The sequence below is a fragment of the Pseudomonas sp. MWU13-2100 genome (assembly GCF_023242365.1).
Classification (GTDB): Bacteria; Pseudomonadota; Gammaproteobacteria; order Pseudomonadales; family Pseudomonadaceae; genus Aquipseudomonas.
Genome location: NZ_JALLIX010000054.1, coordinates 1 through 17,543, shown reverse-complemented (window position 1 = coordinate 17,543; position 17,543 = coordinate 1). Strand labels below are relative to the sequence as shown.

Here is a 17,543-nt window from a genome sequence, read left to right as displayed (position 1 = left end):
TCAACTGAGTACTCAGGATTTCAGTTGTGTGCTCAGGATTTCAACTGAGTACTCAGGATTTCAGTTGTGTGCTCAGGATTTCAACTGAGTACTCAGGATTTCAGTTGTGTGCTCGGGATTTCAACTGAACGCTCAAGATTACAGCTGTGCCTTCAAGATTTCTGTGGTGGTTTCAGGATTTGGGCGGCAGTTCCGTTTCCGGACCGCTCCCGGTAGTCACCACCTGCACACTCAACCGCGGCGTCGCCAGGTCCAGCCCGGCTTCGTCCATGGTGCGTTTGAGCGCCAGGTTGAAGGCCCGTGAAACCTCCCACTGCTTGATCGGCGCGGTCTTGAAGCGGGCGCGCAGGATCGCGCTGCCGGACTCGAAACTCTCCACCCCCTGGATCTCCAGCGGCGACCAGATATTGCGCCGTTGCAGCGGATCGGTGCGCATCTTCTGGCCGACATCGCGCATCAGCTTGATCGCGTTGTCGATGGCCATGTTGTACGGGATCGCCACCCGGAAGATCGCGTAGCCGAACTCCCTCGAGTAGTTCTTGATGCTCTTGATCTCGCTGAACGGAATGGTGTGGACGATCCCGTCGATGTCTCGCAAGCGCACCGTGCGGATGGTCAGCCCCTCCACCGTGCCGAGGTGGCCGCCGACATCGACGTAGTCGTCGATGGCCAGCGAGTCCTCGATGATGATGAACAGGCCGGTGATCAGGTCCGCCACCAGCGACTGCGCACCGAAACCGATCGCCAGGCCGATCACGCCGGCACCGGCCAGCAATGGCGTGACGTTCATGCCCATGTTCGCCAGGGCGACGATCAGCGCGATGATGAAAATGGCCACGAACAGTACGTTGCGGATCAGCGGCATCATGGTCTGCGCCCGGGCATTCGCCAGGCCCTTGCGCGAGCGGGTCAGGGCGTGGTGCACGGCGGTGTCGCTGAGAATCCACACCAGCCAGGCGAAGATCAGCGTGCCGCCGAGGCTGAACAGCTTGACGCTGACATCATGCCCTTCACCCTCGGTGAAGCGGAACAGCGACATGCCCCAGACCCGCAGACCCAGTTCGATAAACACCAACCACACCAGCAGGTGCGCCAGGGTGTAGCCGAAGTTGGTCAGGCGCTCGGAGTACAGGGCGTGGCGCTTGTGGCCGCGATGGGGCTTGAGGGCGTGGCGGCGCACCAGCCCGTTGATCACCATGCACAATACCACCAGCACGGTGCAGATCAGCGACTGGCGCAGGGCGGTGCTGGTGTCACCGGCGGAGAGGAAGGTGGCGAACAACGAGATCACCACCAGGATCAGTGCCGGGACGAACCAGAAGGTGCCGAGGATCGACAGGGTGTCGCTCAGGGCGCGGCGGTTCAGGCGCCGGGACAGCGGCTGGTTGCGGATCAGGTGGGCGATGGGCCGGCGGAAGCGCATGATGAACAGTCCGCTGGACAGCGCCGCCATGACATTGGCGAAGGTCGCGGCGGTATGGGCCAGGTGGCCGCCGAGGCTGGCGATCATCCGTGGGTCGCTGAGGGCCTCGCCAAAGGCGGCGAAGCTGCCGATCAGCCACAGCGGTCGGAATGCTCGACGGCGGAGGATATACAGGGCCTGATGGCGATGCTGGCCGTCGAGCACGGAGAAGGCGATCACGCAGATGGCCGAGAAGCAGGTGCCGACCACCAGGGCATAGGCCAGCACCATCGCCAGGTTCTTGCCCAGGGACGAGGGCAGGGCGTAGCTCATGTAGACGGTGATGATCAGGGCGATCAGCCAGGGCCCGAGCTTGCGCAGGGCGAAACGCAGCAGGTCGACGGTACGTGGGTGTTGCGGCAGTTCTTCGCTGAGGCCGAAGCGCAGGCGGACCTGGCGCCCGAGCCAGATCATGGCCCAGGCGAGGAAACTCCAGAGTGCGAGGATCAGGGCGAAGGCAAAGACCATCGGCAGCCATTCGCTGGCCGGTAGCATCAGGTCCATCAGTTCGCCCTTGGCCAGGTCGAATTCTTCCGACCAGCGATTGATCGGGCTGTCGTCCCCGGAGAACTGCTTTTCGAAGCCGGAGAGAGTGCTGCCGATCAGCCCCAGCACGCCTTCCTGGGTGGCCGGTTGGGCTTTCCTGGTGCTGTCGCGCAGCTTCTTCAGATCACTCAGCAACTTGCTGCGCTGCTGGTCGTTTTCCAGATTCTTGATCACTTCATCCAGCGATTGCGCCAGGGGTTCGCTGGGGGCCGGTTGGGTTTTTTCCGCGCTGGCCAGGAGACTCGGCAGGCCGGCCGCGTCAGCGCTGACCAGCGGCAGGAGTGTCATCAGGCAGATGAAGAAAACGGCGGGCAAGGCGAGGAGGCGGGCAAACACTGGGCAGTCAACCATGGATGATACGGGTCGACGAAGTGTACGTCAGGCGTGGGGGCAATGCATTTAATCGCTCAGTTGGGCGAGGATCTTGTAGACCACGGTGGCGAGGATGAACAGCATGCCGACCCAGATCAACAGGACCCCGGCGTTGCGCTCGCGAAAGTTGAAGCCGATGGCCAACATCAACATACCGCCCACGATGGGAATGAGCATGGTGTGGAAAGCGAAGGGTGTGATCATGGCGACGACCTGGTCGAGGGGAATACCTTGAGTCTAGGTCGGTTTGGCGGGGGGAGGGGTGGATGTGTATTAGAAGAAATACAGGAGGTGAATGAGATCGTGAGTGAGGCTGTGTGGCGAGCGGGCTTGCCCGCGCTGGGGGGCGAAGCCCCCCCTAAGACCGGTCACCGCGATATACCTGATATGACGCGGTCGCGGGTTTTTTGGGTTGCTGCGCAACCCAGCGCGGGCAAGCCCGCTCGCCACAGGGGGCGCCAGGTCGAGCGATCAGGGCAGCTCGCGGCTGGCGTAGAACGCGCTCAAGACTTTCACCAGGTGCGCGAGGTCGTGGCTGCCGGCCAGTTCGCGGATCGAGTGCATGGCGAAGGTCGGCAGGCCGATGTCCACCGTGCGCACCCCCAGATGGCTGGCGGTGATCGGGCCGATGGTCGAGCCGCAACCCATGTCGCTGCGCACCACGAAGCTCTGCACCGGCACTTCCTCGGCCATGCACAGGTGGCGGAAGAACCCGGCGGTTTCGCTGTTGGTGGCGTAGCGCTGGTTGCTGTTGACCTTGATCACCGGGCCGGCATTGAGCTTCGGACCATGGTTGGCATCATGCTTGTCGGCATAGTTGGGATGCACGCCGTGGGCATTGTCCGCCGAGACCAACAGGGATTTCTGGATGGTCCGCACGAACTCATCACCTTCCGGCAGCAGGCGGCGCAAAGTCTGTTCCAGCATCGGGCCGTCGGCACCGCAGGCGGAGCAGGAACCGACTTCTTCATGGTCGTTGCAGACCAGTACGCAGGTTTCCTCGCTGTCGGCGGTGAGCAGCGCCTGCAGGCCGGCGTAGCAGGACAGCAGGTTGTCCAGGCGCGCGCCGGCGATAAAGTCGCCGTTCAGGCCGATGACCGCGGCGGCCTGGGTGTCGTAGAAGCTCAGCTCGTAATCCAGCACCACGTCGGCGTTGAGGCCGTGCTCGCGGGCCAACTGTTCGGTGAGCACGGCACGGAAGTCCACTCGCTCATCGCCGGCAAACTGGGCGAGGATCGGCGGCAGTTCGTTCTGCGCATTGATCGCCCAGCCCTGGTTGGCCTCGCGGTTGAGGTGGATCGCCAGGTTGGGGATGGTGGCGATGGGCAGCTTGAAGTCGATCAGTTGGCTTTCGACCTTGCCGTCGCGGCGGAAGGTCACGCGTCCGGCCAGTGACAGGTCGCGGTCGAACCAGGGGGCGAGCAGGGCGCCGCCGTAGACTTCGACCCCCAGTTGCCAGAAGCCCTGACGTTGCAGTTCCGGCTGCGGCTTGACCCGCAGACACGGGCTGTCGGTGTGGGCGCCGACCAGGCGGATGCCGCCGAGCAACGGCGAGGCCCGGCCGAGCTTGATGGCGACAATCGAAGAGTCATTGCGGGTGACGTAGTAGCGACCGTTGGCCTCGGTGTGCCAGGTCTCGCGCTCGTCGAGACGCTGGTAACCCGCCGCTTCCAGGCGCTGAACCAGGCTGGAAGTGGCATGGAACGGGGTAGGGGAGGCCTTGAGGAAGTCGATCAGGCCTTGGTTCAACTCTTCGCGCATAAATAGCTCCAGACAGCAGTGCCGGAAGTTTACCGTATCTTGTAGGAGCCGGCTTGCCGGCGATGAGAGCCTTGAGGTTTGCATCGCCCTCACGGGCCCCATCGCCGGCAAACCAGCGCCTACAGGGGCCGGGGCACTACCGAAAATGTGTGCCGGGGCGCCGAAGCAGGGCTTGCCCCGATGCCGTTCCCAGGGAAGGGAGGCTAGGGTTTCAGAACGGGGCCGGGCACTCGAAGCGCAGGCGTTCGCCGCTTTGCGGGTGAGTGAAGCTCAGCATGCTGGCGTGCAGGCACAGCCGTGGCCAGGCGGCCAGGGCCTGTGGATGGGCATACAAACCATCGCCCAGCAGGGGGTGGCCGATGGACAGCATGTGCACACGCAACTGGTGCGAACGCCCGGTGATCGGGGTCAGTTCCACGCGACACCAGTCGCCGCAACGCTCCAGGATTTTCCAGTAGGTCAACGCGTGTTTGCCGAACTCGTGGTCGACCACGTGGCGTGGCTTGGTCGGCGGGTCGTAGCGCAGGGGCAGGTCGATGCTGCCGCTGTCCAGTTCCGGTTGGCCCCAGCAGAGTGCGGTGTAGGCTTTTTCGGTTTCCCGGTCGTGGAACTGTCGCGACAGTTCGCGGTGGCTGTCCGGATCGCGGGCCAGCAGGATGATCCCGGAGGTTTCCCAGTCCAGTCGGTGGACGATACGGGCTTCGGGGTAGCCGTTCTCCTGCAGGCGGGTAATCAGACAGTCCTTGTTGTCATCGGCCCGGCCCGGGACGGAGAGCAACAAGGTTGGCTTGTTCACCACCAGTACGGCGGCGTCCTGATGGAGGATGTGGATATTGGACAGCGGCATTAAAACAGTCTCGTAACAAACGCCAACGGCGGCCCGGAGCCCGCGCCTTCCTGCAGGAGCAGAGCTTGGCTCGCGAATGGATTTCACAGTCGACTCAAGTGACGACTGATTGACCGCTTTCGCGAGCAAGCTCTGCTCCTACAAAAAGCACAGGCTCCGGGCCGCCGTGGCTCCGGCCGGATCGATCAACGATCGGGCAGGGTGATATTGAGTTCCAGGATCGAGCAGCTGCCCTGGTTTTCCAGCGCCACATGCACGTCGTCGGACCCGATATTGACGTACTTGCGGATGACTTCCACCAGTTCCTTTTGCAAGGCCGGCAGGTAATCCGGGGTGCTGCGTTGGCCGCGTTCGTGCGCCACGATGATCTGCAGACGCTCTTTCGCGACCGACGCGGTGCTTACTTTTTTGCTGGCACGAAAGAAGTCAAAAAGGTTCATTGCTTAGTTGCCTCCAAACAGGCGCTCGAAGAGTCCTTTCTTCTTCACATCGAGGAAGCGATGTTCCACGGTCTTGCCCAGCAGGCGGTCGACCGCGTCGCTGTAGGCCTGGCCGGCATCGCTCTGGTCGTCGAGAATCACCGGCACACCCTGGTTGGAGGCCTTGAGCACCGCCTGGGATTCGGGGATCACGCCCAGCAGGGTCACCGCGAGGATGTCCTTGACGTCTTCGACGCCGAGCATCTCGCCGTTGCTGACGCGCTCGGGGTTGTAGCGGGTCAGCAGCAGGTGTTCCTTGATCGGCTCTTCGTTGTTCTCGGCGCGGCGCGATTTGCTCGCCAGCAGGCCGAGCATACGGTCGGAGTCACGCACCGAGGACACTTCGGGGTTGGTCACGACGATGGCTTCGTCGGCGAAGTACATGGCCAGATGGGCACCGGTCTCGATACCCGCCGGGGAATCGCAGACGACGAACTCGAAATCCTCCTTGAGGGCCATCAGGACCTTTTCCACGCCTTCCTTGGTCAGCGCGTCCTTGTCCCGGGTCTGGCTGGCGGCCAGCACGTAGAGGTTTTCCAGGCGCTTGTCCTTGATCAGGGCTTGCTGCAGGTTGGCTTCGCCCTGGACGACGTTGACGAAGTCATACACCACGCGACGCTCACAGCCCATGATCAGGTCGAGGTTACGCAGGCCGACGTCGAAGTCGACGATCACTGTCTTGTGGCCCCGCAGCGCGAGGCCGGTACCGATGGCGGCGCTGGTGGTGGTCTTACCCACACCACCCTTGCCGGATGTAACCACGAGAATCTTGGCCAAGGTGTATCACCCCTAAGGAATAAAGGACTTTCAGCCCCTGAAGAATGTCACTAAAAAATAACTGTAGCCGTGTAGCGTCGGTTGGAAATCGAGGAAAAGTCTGAAGAGCCTCGGGTTATTCTTACCTTTCGCGATTTCCCACGTCGTTCGAGCTGTTTTCGCTACGAGAAGGAGACATTTTGGAAATGGCGGCAAGTATCCGTTAAAGCCGGATGATGTTCAACACGTCCCCGGACAAGCTGACTTGAACGCCGGCGCCCCACAAGGGATCGCGGCGCAAATCTTCGGAAACCTTGTACTGGCCTGCAATCGAGACCAACTCGGCGCTCAGTTGCTGGCAGAAAATCCGTGCTTTGGTGTCACCCTTGATGCCGGCCAGGGCGCGACCGCGCATGGGGCCATAAACATGGATGTTGCCATCGGCCAGAAGTTCCGCGCCGGGGCTGACGGAAGCGATGACCACCAGGTCGCCACCCTGGGCATAGACCTGCTGGCCACCACGGACTGGTGAGGTGATGATTTTCGTCGGTTTGATAGTAGGCTCTGGTGGTTTTTCCGGTTTTTTCTTTTCCAGGCCTTCGGTCGGGTCGACCGGTCGTTCGCGGGCGCCGGACGGCGGCAGCACCGGCAGGTCAATGGCAATCGCGGCGGCAATGTCTTCGATGCGGTTGGCGCGGATCGCCAGGGTGCGCAGGCCGTGCTGGCGGCAGACGCGCATCAGCCCGGGCAGGTCGATGGGACCCTGGCCGTCCGGCAGTTTGTCCAGCGCCAGCACCAGCGGGGTGTTGCTGAAGAAGTTCGGGGCCTGGGCGACCTTGGCCGCCAGTTGCCGATCGAGGGCGTCGAGGTTGTTCTGCGCCAGTTCCAGCACCGTGATGGCGAGCATGCTGCCCTTCAGCTGAAACACGGGATCCTGGTCTAGCAGTTCGGTTTGGCTCATGGTCGGGATAACGCAGCTTGTCACTAAAAGTGCCGAGACTTATAACGAGAACGCCCTCGGGCCGCAAGCCGCCGCGAACCGTTGTAGAATGCGCGGCCTTGTTGTCTGTCCGGAATCACCCATGGATCGCCCGCGTTTTCGAGCTGCTTTTCTTCATCCCCGTTACTGGCTGCTATGGCTGGGGTTGGGCTTGCTGTGGCTGATTGTCCAGTTGCCCTATGGGTTCTTGTTGCTGCTGGGGCGTTTTCTCGGCGCCGTGATGTATCGGGTGTCCGCCGACCGACGGACGATCGCCGCGCGCAATCTGCAATTGTGTTTCCCGGCGTTGTCCGACGCCGAGCGCGAGCAGCTGTTGAGGAAAAACCTCGCATCCACCGGGATCGCCTTCTTCGAAATGGCCATGAGCTGGTGGTGGTCCAAGCCGCGTCTCGCGCGCCTGGCCCATATCGAGGGCCTCGAACACCTGCAGCAGGCCCAGCGCGAAGGCAAGGGCGTGATCCTGATGGCCCTGCATTTCACCACCCTGGAGATCGGCGCGGCCTTGCTCGGTCAGCGCCACACCATCGACGGCATGTACCGCGAGCACAGTAATGCGCTGTTCGATTTTATCCAGCGCCGTGGCCGTGAACGGCACAACCTCGATTCCCTGGCAGTCGAGCGCGACGATGTGCGTGGCATGCTCAAGTTGCTGCGTGCCGGTCGGGCGATCTGGTACGCGCCGGACCAGGACTACGGCATCAAGCAGAGCGTATTCGTGCCGTTGTTCGGCATCCAGGCGGCCACCGTCACCGCCACCAGCAAGTTCGCCCGCCTGGGCAAGGCGTTGGTGGTACCGTTCACCCAGGAGCGCCTGGCCGACGGCAGCGGTTATCGGTTGGTGATTCATCCGCCGCTTGTGGATTTCCCGGGGGAAACCGAAGAGGCCGACTGCCTGCGGATCAACCAATGGGTCGAGGTGGCGTTGCGGGAATGCCCGGAGCAATATCTCTGGGCTCATCGCCGCTTCAAGAGTCGGCCGCCGGGTGAACCCAAGCTCTACCCGAAACGCGGATAAACCCACCCGGGTGTTGCGACAGGGGGGGCGGTGGTGTATCAGGATGTTACCTGATTGATGGAGTGTCGCGATGAGCCCAGCTGAACCGGTCACCGGTCTGATTCTTTCCGGAGGGGGCGCGCGCGCGGCTTACCAGGTGGGTGTGTTGGCGGCGATTGCCGAGCTGCTGCCGGCGGGGGCGGCCAACCCGTTTCCGGTGATCGTCGGGACCTCGGCGGGTGCCATCAATGCGGTCAGTCTGGCCAGCGGGGCGATGGATTTCACCGCGGCGATCGAACGCCTGACCGCGTTCTGGCAGGGTTTTCGCAGCCATCTGGTGCTGCGTAGCGACTGGCCGGGAGTGATCCGCCAGGCCAGCCGCTTTGTCAGTCATAGCCTGCTGGGGCTGGGCGCGCAGGTACCGGTGGCGCTGCTCGACAGTTCACCCTTGCGTGACCTGCTCAGTGACAAGCTGCATCTGCCGGGTATCGACCACGCCATTGAGCAACAGCAACTGCACGCGGTGGCGATCACCGCGTTTGGCTATGAGTCAGGCCAGGCGGTGACCTTCTATCAGGGCAAGGGGGCCATCGATTCCTGGTTGCGTCACCGGCGAGTCGGCATGCCGACCCGACTGACCGTCGAGCACCTGCTGGCCAGTTCGGCGATCCCGCTGCTGTTCGCCCCGGTCAAATTGGGCGAGGAGTATTTCGGTGACGGTGCGGTGCGCCAGTCCGCTCCGATCAGCCCGGCGTTGCACCTGGGGGCTACCCGGGTGCTGGTGGTGGGCGTCAGTGGCAACCTGCGGGGTGTCGATGCCGGCGCTGAGCGGACCTATAGCGGGCAGCAGCCGAGCCTGGCGCAGATTGGTGGGCATATGCTCAACAGCACGTTCATTGACAGCCTGGAAAGCGATATCGAGCTGTTGCAGCGTTTGAACCAGTTCAGTCGGATGGTGCCGCCGCAGCCGCGCAGCCTGGGTTTGGCGCCGGTGGATGTGCTGGTGATTGCGCCGAGTCAGCCGATCGATGAAATCGCCGCGCGCCATCGCCATGAGTTGCCGGCGGCGTTGCGCTTTTTCCTGCGTGGTCCGGGGGCGACCCGGACCAGCGGGGCCGGGGTGTTGAGTTACCTGCTGTTCGAGGCGTCCTATTGCAGCGAATTGATCGAGCTGGGGCGTCGCGATGCCCTGGCCAAGCGCGAGGAGTTGTGTCGGTTCCTGGGGTTGCCGCAGGTTTCGATGGTGGCGCAGGCGGCGTCGGTGCTGACCTGAGAACACCCCGGATCTTGTAGGAGCCCGGCTTGCCAGCGATGGCGGCCGTAAGGGCGATGCAAGACTTAAGGATCTCATCGCCGGCAAGCCGGGCTCCTACAGGTTTTGTGGCGTTTTAAAGAATCCGTTGTCTCAGCAGACCGGCAGCGCGGCAAGCCCGGCACCTGTAGTCTCCGGGCTTATTCGGCGATCTGCAATTTGCGGGCCTCGGTGTACACGTAACGGACTTTCTCGTATTCGAACGGCGAGTTCAACTGGCCATAACGGAAGCTGGTGGTGTAACGCTTGTCGATGGCCTCCAGCAGGTAGATCTCCGGATGGTCGGAGCTGACCTGCGAGACGTTGAGGAAGTTGATCTGCGATTCGGCGGCAAAGTCGAACACCAGGCCGCCGGTGTCACGCAGGTTCGATGGCCCGAAGAACGGCAGCACCAGGTACGCCCCGCCCGGTACGCCGTAGAAGCCCAGGGTCTGGCCGAAGTCTTCGGTCTGCCGTGGCAGGCCCATCTTGGTCGCCGGGTCCCACAGGCCGGCAACGCCGATGGTGGTGTTGAGCAGCAGGCGTCCGGTGGTTTCCAGTGCCCGCTTGCCCTTGAACTGGAACAAGCTGTTGAGCAGGTTGGAGACATCTCCCAGGTTGCTGAAGAAGTGGCTCACGCCCTCGCGCAGGAAGGTCGGCGTGACGTAGCGGTAGCCGTTGACCGCCGGCAGGAACACCCACTCGTCGAAGCGGTAGTTGAAGTGGTAGACCCGGCGGTTCCAGGACTCCAGCGGGTCGTAGACGCTCAGGGCGTTGAGGGTCGAACGCTCGAATTCACGCTGGTCCAGGCCCGGATTGAACTTGAGCTTTTTCAACGGCTCGGTGAAGCCATCCGGGTCCGTTACCACGGGGTCGTGGGCCTTGCTGTTGTCGGCCAGGGCAGGGGTTGCGCAGAGCAAGGCTGCGATCAACAAAAGAGATTTAGCCACGGAAGAACTCCAGCATGGCGTCGGCGTTGACGCGGTAATTGAGGTTGCCGCAGTGGCCGCCATGGGGGTAGACCGTCAGGCGATCGCCAAAGGTTTTGCGCAGGAATCCGAGGTCGCCAGGGCCGAGGATGACGTCGTCGGCGTTGTGCATCACGGCGATTTTCGGGCTGTCGTGCAGGTAGTCCTTGAGTGCGTAGAGACTGACCTGGTCGATCAATTGCAGCAGGCTGCCGCCGTCGCTACGGGCGCGCCACATCGGGATCACCTGTTCGGTCAGGTAACAGTCGAAATCGCATTGCAGGGCGCGCTTGAACATCGGCGTCAGGCTGGTGCCCTCGCTGATCGGGTACTTCGGCGGTGTGATCAGGCCGCGGCGGTTGATCAGGTCCGAGGTGAAGGCGATGTCGGCCGCGGAAAAGCGGAAGGTGGTGCCGATCAACATGGCCATCTGTTCATTGGTCAGGTGTTGCTTGGAGTGTTGGAAGTCGTAGAGCAGGGCATCGTTGAGGTCGATGTAGCCCTTCTGCTGGAAGTAGCGGGTCAGCTTGGCCAGCACCAGTTCATAGAAGGTGGTGGTGTTGTTGATGCCCTTGACCTCGGTCTGCACCAGCTTGTCCAGGTTGGTCACCGAGGTGTAGAGGTTGACCGGCGGGTTGAGCAGCAGGACTTTCTTGAAGTTGAAGCTGCGCCGGGTTTCATCCAGTTTGCTGACAAACGCCGCGTCGAGGGCGCCGAGGCTGTAGCCGGTGAGGTAGTACTCGGTGACCGGCAGTTTCGGGTGCTGGGCGCGTACGGCCTGCATGACCCGGTACATGTCCTCGGCGTCTTCCTGGCTGATGCCGGGGGTGGCGAAGCGCGAGGCGGCGCTCATGAAGTCGAAGCTGGTGGGCGACGACAACTGCACGACGTGGTAGCCGGCCTGGTAATAGAGCTTCTTCAGGTACTCGTTGATGCTGCTGTCATAGCGTGCGCCGGTGCCGGAAATCAGGAAAATCAGTGGCGCCGGGTGATCCTGCCGGGCCAGGCGGTAGGTGAGTTTCTTCACCGCCCAGAAATTGTCCGGGAGGATGAAGTCGCGCTCGGGGCGCAGCTTTAGGCTGTAGTCGGCCTGGTGGATGCTGTCGTCGTCGGGCAGTTTCGGTCGCAGCGCCGGCGGCGTGGTGGCGATAGTCGCTTCGAACGGGTTGGTCAACGGGTAGCCATAGCTGGCGGCATCGACATCGACTGCCAGGGCGGACGCACTCAGAATGAGACCGCCGATAAAGGCAGCGAGGCGCAGAGAACGGAGCATGACTACATCCCTTTGAAGGAAAGCACTGAATGAGGTTCGCAGGCTATGACCACTGGGGTACTGCCGAAGTGCCATGTCCCGACGCTAAAAAAAGCATTTTAGATGGGGTTGCGACGGGTAATTGCCCGGCAACGATACACGTTGCCGCAGTTTGCCGAACAGTTATGTGTGGCGAGCGCTTGCATAGGCGCTTCTGGCGATTATGCTGGGCGCCGTTTTCGCTTATCGGAGTTGTCCATGTCTCGCCGTTTACCGCTGGTTCTACTGCTTGTTCTCCTGCTGTTGTGGCTGGCTGCCAGTTATGGCGTGCGTTATGGATTGATGGAGGACGGGCAGTGGGTCGGGCTGTGCCTGGATGAGGCGTCGCGCTGGCAGTGCCAGGCGCGTTCCAGCCTGGGGTGGTTGATCCACTTCAAGGCCCTGGGCTGGACGGCGTTGGTCGCGGCGTTGCTGGCTTTTGTGGTGCCGGGACGTTTGGGGCGGGGCTTGGCGGTACTGGCGCTGTTGGCCGGATTTCCGGCGCTGGCGCTGTACAACACCACGTTGGCGGTGTTTGCGCTGGTGATTGCCGGGTTGCGGTTGGTGCGGGCACCGCGTGATTCAGTGTCCGCCAGTTAAGGCGATCTCAAATCTGAAAGGACATTTGACGCCTGGCGCGCCACAGCGCGGCCACCATCAGCACGCTGACCAGCGCCCAACCCCAAGCCTGCTGGTTTGCCAGGCCCTCGCGATACAGCTGCGGAGCAATACCGGCGCCGATGATCAGTGCCAGCAGTCCCAGCTCCCGACGCGGACCGCGCACCGGACGCACCAGGAATACCAGCGCCGGCAAGAGCAAGGCCGCGCTCGGGAAGCTGCGATAACGTGGATCGAACACCAACTCCAGCATCATCACCGCCGCGGCAAAGCCCGCCCCCGCCAGCAGCCAGCCGGCGCGTCGCTCCAGCAATCTGAACAGGCCGACGCGCCAGCCCGCCTGGCTACCCAGGGCCAGCGCCGCATACGCCAGCACCAGCAGGTTCAACACCACCAGCAAGCCGGCCCAGATCCACTCACCGGTAAATCGGCTGGTCACCCGCGCCAACTCGCCCCAGGCACCGATGGAACAGCCGGCCAGCGCCCCCAGCAGTGGCAACAACAGCGCCGCCCGCGTGCTGCGGGCTCGCCCGGCCAGCAGCAAGGTACCCAGGAAAATCAGCCCGCCGAAGCCCAGCCAACGCGGCCATTGCGGCAGGTTCGAAACCGGCCCGGCCAACACGGCCTTGTCCTGGCGGTCGGCATCGAACAGCCCCCAGTAGCCGCCGACCGCGCCTTCGCTACCGCGTTTCCACGGTTGGTCGAATGCCTCGATCAGGTTGTAGTGCCAGCCGTTCTGCTCGGCCAGGCTGACAAAGCCGCGAATGAACTTCGCTTCGTTGACCCGGCTCGGCAGGGCGGTTTCGCGCTGGCGGCCTTCGCTCGGCCAGCCGGTTTCACCGATCAGGATGTCCTTGGGCGCGAACCGCTTGCCGAATATTTCGCGTACCTGGGCGACATGTTCGAGGGCGCGGTCGATACCGGCAGGCTCATCTTCCCAGTACGGCAGCAGATGAATGGTCAGGAAGTCCACGGCCGGGGCGACCTGCGGATGCTTGAGCCAGAACTCCCAGACATCGGCGTAGGTCACCGGTTGCTTCACGTTGGCCTTGACCTTGTGGATCAGCTTGACCAGTCGGTCGCCGGTGACCTCCTTGCGCAGCAGGGCTTCGTTACCGACGATTACCGCACTGACCACATCGGCGTTGGCGTTGGCCGAGGCGATCAGGGCGTCGACTTCCTTCTCGGTGGCCAGCGGGTCACTGCTGACCCAGGCGCCGATCATCATCTTCAAGCCGTGCTTGCGCGCCAGATCCGGCAGGGCCTCGAGGCCGGTCATGGAGTAGGTGCGAATGCACTCGAAGCGCGTTGCCAGCAGTGCCAGGTCGGCGTCCATGCGTTCCAGGCGCGGGGTGAACGGCTGGTCGAAGGGCGATTGGTCCTTGGCGAACGGGGTATAGGAGGCGCATTGCAGCTTGTGGGTCGGGGTCGCCGCATCGGGCAGGATCACCGGCTGGCCGAGGCCATACCAGAAGCCACCGAGTGCAAGAAGCCCGAGCAGGCAGGCGAACAGATAAGGCTGGAGCGGGAAACGGGCAGTGGCGGACATGGTCGGGCCGTATGGGAACAAAGCCGCGCATATTACCCGGATTTCCCCCGTCCCAGGGCCCCAGCAGTATTTTGTCATGCAAAGTTCGAGCGCAATAAAATGAGGGGATTTCCCAAGCCTCCGATTGCTGGCGTTCTGATGTCGTTTCTCGTTGTCTTGAGGTCGCTGTCAGAGCAGGTCGATGGGCGAGGCAGGTTGATGATCGGGGCGTCAGAACTCCGCTGATGATCGTACGGGTTTACGGGTGAGGCGTGATGGGGGCGCCATGCACTATAACAATACGTTGACGTCGCCCGGCAGTCGTCGGGTGCAGCATTTCGGGGAAGTAATGATGAAGATGCGACGACTCTTAGGCGCTGGTGCGGTTCTGGCGCTGGCGATCAGCTCTACCATGGTAAGTGCTGCTGGCAAGGAAGTGACCATCGGTTATGTCGATGGTTGGTCCGACAGTGTTGCGACCACCAATGTCGCGGCCGAGGTGATCAAACAGAAGTTGGGCTATGACGTGAAGCTGGAGGCCGTGGCGACCGGGATCATGTGGCAGGGCGTTGCCACGGGCAAGCTTGATGCCATGCTCTCGGCTTGGCTGCCGGTGACCCACGGTGAATATTGGGCCAAGAACAAGGATAAGGTGGTCGACTATGGCCCCAACTTCAAGGACGCCAAGATCGGCCTGATCGTACCGGAGTATGTCACGGCCAAATCCATCGCTGACCTGAAGGGTGACGCCACCTACAAGAACAAGATCGTCGGCATCGACGCGGGTTCAGGCGTGATGCTCAAGACCGACCAGGCGATCAAGGATTACGGTCTGGACTACAAGCTGCAAGCCAGTTCGGGTGCGGCGATGATTTCTGAATTGGCCCGGGCCGAGAAGAAACACGAATCCATTGTCGTGACCGGTTGGGTGCCGCACTGGATGTTCGCCAAGTGGAAGCTGCGCTTCCTGGATGACCCGAAAGGCGTCTATGGCGCGGCTGAAACCGTCGACAGCATCGGCAGCAAGGAGCTGGACAAGAAAGCGCCGGAAGTGGCGGCGTTCCTGAAGAAGTTCCAGTGGGCCTCCAAGGATGAGATCGGCGAAGTCATGCTGGCCATCCAGGATGGTGCCAAGCCGGATGCTGCGGCCAAGGATTGGGTTGCCAAGCATCCGGATCGCGTAGCCGAGTGGACCAAGTAACCCACCTGCCAGCATAGTCCCACCGAAAAGCCGCATGACTCCGTGTCATGCGGCTTTTTTGCGTCTAGTCTCCGTGGGAGCCGGCTTGCCGGCGATGAGGCCCCTGAGCCTTGCTGCGTTCATCCTGCCGCCATCGCCGGCAGGCCAGCTCATGCAAAGGGTCTTTCAGACAAGAACTGGCGAAACGGTAATGTCGTTCTAATACTAAGGTCGTCTGGTTTCGCTTCCCCAGCCGCCTAAAGTGAAAAACGTTTCATCTCATCTGTGCTGCGAGGATAAAAACAATGAACGACAGCATTTACCTCTCGATTCAAAACAGCCCCCGCTTCAAGGAGCTGGTCAGGAAACGGGAACGCTTCGCCTGGACACTGTCGGCGATCATGCTTGGGCTTTACTCGGCTTTCATTCTGTTGATCGCCTACGGGCCGCAGATTCTGGGCGCCAAGCTCAGTCCTGGCTCTTCCATCACCTGGGGTATCCCGTTGGGTGTCGGACTGATCGTTTCGGCGTTCGTCCTGACGGCCATCTATGTGCGTCGCGCCAATGGCGAATTCGACGACCTGAACAAGGCGATTCTCAAGGAGGCCCAACAATGATCCGGCGTCTATTGGCAGTATTGGCCGGCTCGGCCTTCGCGCCCCTGGTCCTGGCGGCTGACGCCCTGACCGGCGAAGTGCACAAGCAACCTCTCAATGTGTCGGCCATCGCGATGTTCGTGGTGTTCGTCGGCGCCACCCTGTGCATCACCTACTGGGCCTCCAAGCGCAACAAGTCGGCCGCCGACTACTACGCGGCGGGCGGCAAGATCACCGGTTTGCAGAACGGCCTGGCGATCGCCGGTGACTACATGTCGGCGGCGTCCTTCCTGGGGATTTCCGCGCTGGTCTACACCTCGGGCTATGATGGCCTGATCTACTCCATCGGCTTCCTGGTGGGCTGGCCGATCATTCTGTTCCTGATCGCCGAGCGCCTGCGCAACCTGGGCAAGTACACCTTTGCCGATGTGGCGTCCTATCGCCTCGGGCAGGCCCAGATCCGCTCTCTGTCGGCCTGCGGGTCGCTGGTGGTGGTGTCCTTCTACCTGATCGCCCAGATGGTCGGCGCCGGCAAGCTGATCCAGCTGCTGTTCGGCCTGGACTACTACGTGGCGGTGATCCTGGTGGGGATCCTGATGTGCCTCTATGTGCTGTTCGGCGGCATGCTGGCGACCACCTGGGTACAGATCATCAAGGCGGTGCTGTTGCTGTCCGGTGCCTCGTTCATGGCGCTGATGGTGATGAAGCACGTCAACTTCGACTTCAACGTGCTGTTTTCCGAAGCGATCAAGGTTCACCCCAAGGGTGAGGCGATCATGAGCCCTGGTGGCCTGGTGAAGGATCCGGTCTCGGCCTTCTCGTTGGGGCTGGCGCTGATGTTCGGTACTGCCGGCCTGCCACACATCCTGATGCGCTTCTTCACCGTGAGTGATGCGAAGGAAGCGCGCAAGAGCGTGTTGTATGCCACCGGTTTCATCGGCTACTTCTACATTCTGACCTTTATCATCGGTTTTGGCGCGATCCTGCTGGTCAGCACCAACCCGGCGTTCAAGGATGCCGCGGGTGCGTTGCTTGGCGGTAGCAACATGGCGGCGGTGCACCTGGCCAACGCGGTCGGCGGCAACCTCTTCCTTGGCTTTATCTCGGCGGTGGCCTTTGCCACCATCCTCGCGGTGGTGGCCGGTCTGACCCTGGCCGGTGCCTCGGCGGTGTCCCATGACCTGTATGCCAGCGTGATCAAGAAGGGCAAGGCCAACGAAAAGGATGAGATCCGTGTCTCGAAGATCACCACCATCGCCCTCGGCGTGTTGGCGATCGGCCTCGGCATCCTGTTCGAAAGCCAGAACATCGCGTTCATGGTCGGCCTGGCGTTCTCGATTGCTGCCAGCTGCAACTTCCCGGTGCTGCTGCTTTCCATGTACTGGAAGAAGCTGACCACCCGTGGCGCGATGATCGGCGGCTGGATGGGCCTGGTCAGTGCGGTAGGGCTGATGATCCTGGGGCCAACCATCTGGGTGCAGATCATGCATCACGAGAAGGCTATCTTCCCGTATGAGTATCCGGCGCTGTTCTCGATGGCCATTGCGTTCGTCGGGATCTGGTTCTTCTCCATTACCGACAAGTCGACGGCGGCCGATAACGAGCGGGCGCTGTTCTTCCCGCAGTTCGTGCGTTCGCAGACCGGTTTGGGGGCGAGTGGGGCGGTTGCTCACTAAGGGTTGTACGGGTTTCTATAGATAAGCTGCATCCAGGAAATGCCCCGGTCGAGAGACCGGGGCATTTTTGTTCGAGTGTCACTGTACTGGCCGGGTGGTGCGTTGAGTCTTCTGTTGTCTGGCAGGGCCTCTTCGCGGGCAAGCTCCGCTCCCACAGGGAGTGGCGTGCGCCGTGGGT

At 62.1% G+C, this 17,543-nt stretch carries 16 protein-coding genes; 6 read left to right on the top strand and 10 right to left on the bottom strand.

Translation table 11 applies throughout. The features are described from left to right. Nucleotides 1-172: 172 nt before the first annotated feature. From M5B99_RS26565 to minC, 7 genes are all read right to left on the bottom strand, one after another. On the bottom strand, nucleotides 173-2,344 hold the full coding sequence (locus tag M5B99_RS26565; protein WP_248806866.1) for a mechanosensitive ion channel family protein: 2,172 nt from the start codon (nucleotides 2,342-2,344) through the stop codon (nucleotides 173-175). A gap of 63 nt (nucleotides 2,345-2,407) precedes the next feature. Then, the gene (locus M5B99_RS26560; RefSeq protein ID WP_248806846.1) at nucleotides 2,408-2,584 is read right to left on the bottom strand and encodes a hypothetical protein; all 177 of its coding nucleotides are present in this window, start codon (nucleotides 2,582-2,584) and stop codon (nucleotides 2,408-2,410) included. Between the two features lie 267 nt (nucleotides 2,585-2,851). Next, nucleotides 2,852-4,141 carry a M18 family aminopeptidase gene (locus tag M5B99_RS26555; protein WP_248806845.1) on the bottom strand — a complete coding sequence of 430 codons (1,290 nt, stop codon included), beginning with the start codon at nucleotides 4,139-4,141 and terminating at the stop codon, nucleotides 2,852-2,854. Nucleotides 4,142-4,352: 211 nt separating this feature from the next. After that, nucleotides 4,353-4,988: an RluA family pseudouridine synthase gene (locus M5B99_RS26550; RefSeq protein WP_248806844.1), complete on the bottom strand. Its 636-nt coding sequence runs from the start codon at nucleotides 4,986-4,988 to the stop codon at nucleotides 4,353-4,355. A gap of 185 nt (nucleotides 4,989-5,173) precedes the next feature. Beyond that, nucleotides 5,174-5,428, bottom strand: a complete 255-nt coding sequence (gene minE, locus M5B99_RS26545; RefSeq protein ID WP_007898843.1) for a cell division topological specificity factor MinE — start codon at nucleotides 5,426-5,428, stop codon at nucleotides 5,174-5,176. A gap of 3 nt (nucleotides 5,429-5,431) precedes the next feature. Further along, the gene (gene minD / locus M5B99_RS26540; protein ID WP_100940886.1) at nucleotides 5,432-6,244 is read right to left on the bottom strand and encodes a septum site-determining protein MinD; all 813 of its coding nucleotides are present in this window, start codon (nucleotides 6,242-6,244) and stop codon (nucleotides 5,432-5,434) included. 202 nt (nucleotides 6,245-6,446) lie between these two features. After that, nucleotides 6,447-7,184 carry a septum site-determining protein MinC gene (gene minC / locus M5B99_RS26535; RefSeq protein ID WP_100940885.1) on the bottom strand — a complete coding sequence of 246 codons (738 nt, stop codon included), beginning with the start codon at nucleotides 7,182-7,184 and terminating at the stop codon, nucleotides 6,447-6,449. Between the two features lie 121 nt (nucleotides 7,185-7,305). Here minC and M5B99_RS26530 point away from each other — a divergent pair, with 121 nt between their 5' ends. Together M5B99_RS26530 and M5B99_RS26525 are read left to right on the top strand one after the other, a co-directional pair. Then, nucleotides 7,306-8,238 carry a lipid A biosynthesis lauroyl acyltransferase gene (locus tag M5B99_RS26530; protein WP_248806843.1) on the top strand — a complete coding sequence of 311 codons (933 nt, stop codon included), beginning with the start codon at nucleotides 7,306-7,308 and terminating at the stop codon, nucleotides 8,236-8,238. A gap of 70 nt (nucleotides 8,239-8,308) precedes the next feature. Then, the gene (locus M5B99_RS26525; protein ID WP_248806842.1) at nucleotides 8,309-9,490 is read left to right on the top strand and encodes a patatin-like phospholipase family protein; all 1,182 of its coding nucleotides are present in this window, start codon (nucleotides 8,309-8,311) and stop codon (nucleotides 9,488-9,490) included. 179 nt (nucleotides 9,491-9,669) lie between these two features. On the opposite strand, the gene M5B99_RS26520 is transcribed toward M5B99_RS26525, so the two are convergent. Then, a complete protein-coding gene (locus tag M5B99_RS26520; protein WP_248806841.1) occupies nucleotides 9,670-10,458 on the bottom strand; it encodes a VacJ family lipoprotein in 789 nt (262 codons plus the stop codon). Then, a complete protein-coding gene (locus tag M5B99_RS26515) occupies nucleotides 10,451-11,749 on the bottom strand; it encodes a serine/threonine protein kinase (protein WP_248806840.1) in 1,299 nt (432 codons plus the stop codon). The genes M5B99_RS26520 and M5B99_RS26515 overlap by 8 nt, the downstream gene beginning before the upstream one ends. Before the next feature lie 237 nt (nucleotides 11,750-11,986). On the opposite strand from M5B99_RS26515, the gene M5B99_RS26510 reads away from it, so the two are divergent. Further along, entirely contained in the window at nucleotides 11,987-12,367 is a 381-nt protein-coding gene (locus tag M5B99_RS26510) for a hypothetical protein (protein ID WP_248806839.1), read from the top strand. 7 nt (nucleotides 12,368-12,374) lie between these two features. Here M5B99_RS26510 and M5B99_RS26505 read toward each other — a convergent pair whose 3' ends face one another. Further along, on the bottom strand, nucleotides 12,375-13,934 hold the full coding sequence (locus M5B99_RS26505; protein WP_248806838.1) for a beta (1-6) glucans synthase: 1,560 nt from the start codon (nucleotides 13,932-13,934) through the stop codon (nucleotides 12,375-12,377). Nucleotides 13,935-14,265: 331 nt separating this feature from the next. Here M5B99_RS26505 and M5B99_RS26500 point away from each other — a divergent pair, with 331 nt between their 5' ends. The 3 genes from M5B99_RS26500 (at nucleotide 14,266) to M5B99_RS26490 (ending at nucleotide 17,365) form a co-directional block, all read left to right on the top strand. Continuing rightward, on the top strand, nucleotides 14,266-15,114 hold the full coding sequence (locus tag M5B99_RS26500) for a glycine betaine ABC transporter substrate-binding protein (protein WP_248806865.1): 849 nt from the start codon (nucleotides 14,266-14,268) through the stop codon (nucleotides 15,112-15,114). 284 nt (nucleotides 15,115-15,398) lie between these two features. After that, on the top strand, nucleotides 15,399-15,710 hold the full coding sequence (locus M5B99_RS26495; protein ID WP_248806837.1) for a DUF485 domain-containing protein: 312 nt from the start codon (nucleotides 15,399-15,401) through the stop codon (nucleotides 15,708-15,710). Further along, complete coding sequence (locus M5B99_RS26490) at nucleotides 15,707-17,365, top strand: cation acetate symporter (RefSeq protein ID WP_248806836.1); 1,659 nt, start codon at nucleotides 15,707-15,709, stop codon at nucleotides 17,363-17,365. The genes M5B99_RS26495 and M5B99_RS26490 overlap by 4 nt, the downstream gene beginning before the upstream one ends. Nucleotides 17,366-17,543 lie beyond the last annotated feature (178 nt).